This is a genomic window from Isoptericola sp. NPDC060257, from assembly GCF_042726645.1.
In the GTDB taxonomy this organism is placed as follows: Bacteria; Actinomycetota; Actinomycetes; order Actinomycetales; family Cellulomonadaceae; genus Isoptericola; species Isoptericola nanjingensis.
Genome location: NZ_JBHXAW010000459.1, coordinates 1 through 1877 on the forward strand (window position 1 = coordinate 1; position 1877 = coordinate 1877).

3 protein-coding genes are annotated in these 1877 nt (G+C 77.7%); 1 reads left to right on the forward strand and 2 read right to left on the reverse strand.

Annotated elements, in window-relative coordinates:
- Positions 1–417: Clp protease N-terminal domain-containing protein (locus tag ACFWEK_RS21275; RefSeq protein ID WP_430555333.1), on the forward strand; the 417-nt coding region annotated here is incomplete at its 5' end.
- Positions 418–430: 13 nt separating this feature from the next.
- On the opposite strand, the gene ACFWEK_RS21280 is transcribed toward ACFWEK_RS21275, so the two are convergent.
- Both ACFWEK_RS21280 and ACFWEK_RS21285 read right to left on the reverse strand, forming a co-directional pair.
- Entirely contained in the window at positions 431–1033 is a 603-nt protein-coding gene (locus tag ACFWEK_RS21280) for a hypothetical protein (RefSeq protein WP_430555334.1), read from the reverse strand.
- A 70-nt stretch (positions 1034–1103) separates the two neighbouring features.
- The coding region (locus tag ACFWEK_RS21285; RefSeq protein WP_430555335.1) for a 3'-5' exonuclease at positions 1104–1877 on the reverse strand (774 nt) is incomplete at its 5' end.

Genomic DNA, 1877 nt, shown 5'->3' on the forward strand with positions numbered 1-1877 from the left:
GCGCTGGAGGCGTGCGGCGTCCGGCCCGACGACGTCGCCGCGCTCGCGCGCGACGCCGTCCGACGGGGTGAGGTGCTCGACGCCGGCGCCCTCTCGGCCGTCGGGATCGATCTCGACGAGGTCAGCCGGCGCGCCGACGAGACCTTCGGCGCGGGAGCGCTCGACCGGGCCGCCCGGCGCAGCACGCGACGGCGCAAGCACTGGCCGTTCACCGCCGACGCCCGCAAGGCGCTCGAGCTCTCGCTGCGCGAGGCGATCCGTCTCGGCGACAAGGGCATCGGCGACCGTCACCTGCTCCTCGGCGTCCTGCGCGCCGACTGCCCCGGCGGCCGCCTCCTCGAGTCGGCGCTCCGCGACGCGGGCAGCGACGTCGCCGCCCTCCGCGCCGCCGCCGAGCAGGAGACCCGCGCGGCCTGACGCGCCCGAACGCTCACGGCACCGGGTCTGCGTCCCGCGGCTCGGCGGTGGCGGTCAGGTAGGCGCGGCCGCGCGGCGACACCCGGTACCCGACCTCGAGGCTCTCGGTGAGGCCCAGCTCCTTGAGCCGGCGCACGCGGACCTTGAACGGGTCGCGCTCCATGCCCGGGCCCTCGGCGAGGGTGCGCGCGACGACGGCGGGTCGCGCCGCGATCAGCTCCAGGTAGGCGCGGGTCCACGGCTCGGGCGCGGCGCGGTCCATCCGCGCGAGGCGGGCGCGGATCGCGTCCACGGCCGCGGCGTCGAGGTCGTCGTCCTCGCGCAGCGCGACCCGCGGGTCCGGGCCCGCCAGACGCAGGCCCACCCGGTACAGCTCGCCCTCGCCCCGGCGCTCGATCCAGGCCCGCGCGGCCGCCCCCGAACGGAACCCGGCGCCGCGGGCGGCGTCGTCGTCGACGTCCTCCGGCCCCACCGGGTCGACGGCCGTCACCTCGACCACGCCGACGCGCGTGCGCATCGTCGACCCCGCCCGCACCCGCACCACGGACCACCGGCGGTAGGTGTGCGTGACCGTCCCGTCGGCGAGCCCGCGCAGCGTCCTGGCGTCGAGCAGCACACGGTCACGATGCCAGCGCGCCGCCCCGCCCGCGCGCCGCCCCGCCCGCGCGGCGACCCCGCGAGGGCCGTCAGAGCTTGGTGACCGGCGAGTACCGCAGCAGCAGCCGCTTGGTGCCGTCGGCGCCGAAGTCGATCCGCGCGACGGAGTTCGGTCCGCTGCCCTCCAGCGAGACGACCGTGCCGAGGCCGTACGCGTCGTGCGTCACCTTGTCGCCGACGTCGAGCGACGGCACGTCCGCGTCCTTGCGCGGGGTGGCCGAGCCGAAGGTCGCGCCCGTGCCCGCCGTCGTGCCCGCGTCCTTCGGGCGCCCGATCCGGCCGCCGACGCCCTCGGACGGCGACCTCCGCTGAGGCGACCAGGCGCCGCCCGACGAGCCGGCGCCGGCCCCGCCGCGCGCCGACCCCCGTGTCTGACCGCCCCACGCGGACCCGCCGCGGCGCAGGTACTGGGTGGACGACTCGCGCCGCCGCCAGTCCCACAGCTCGTCGGGGACCTCCTCGAGGAACCGGCTGGGCGGGAACTCGTTGGGCGCCCCCCACGCGGAGCGCACCGCCGACCGGGAGATGTACAGCCGCTGCCGGGCGCGGGTGATCCCGACGTACGCCAGCCGCCGCTCCTCGGCGAGCTCGGAGTCGTCGTGCAGCGACCGCATGTGCGGGAACGTGCCGTCCTCCATGCCGGTGAGGAAGACGACGGGGAACTCCAGGCCCTTGGCGGTGTGCAGGTCTACGGCCAGACCTCCGGCGACGGCCTGAAGAACCTGGCCGCCCTGCCCTGGCTGCGACCGTCCGCGCGACGCTCGGACCGACCGCGACGCCCGCCGGGGCTCCCGTCGCGGAGC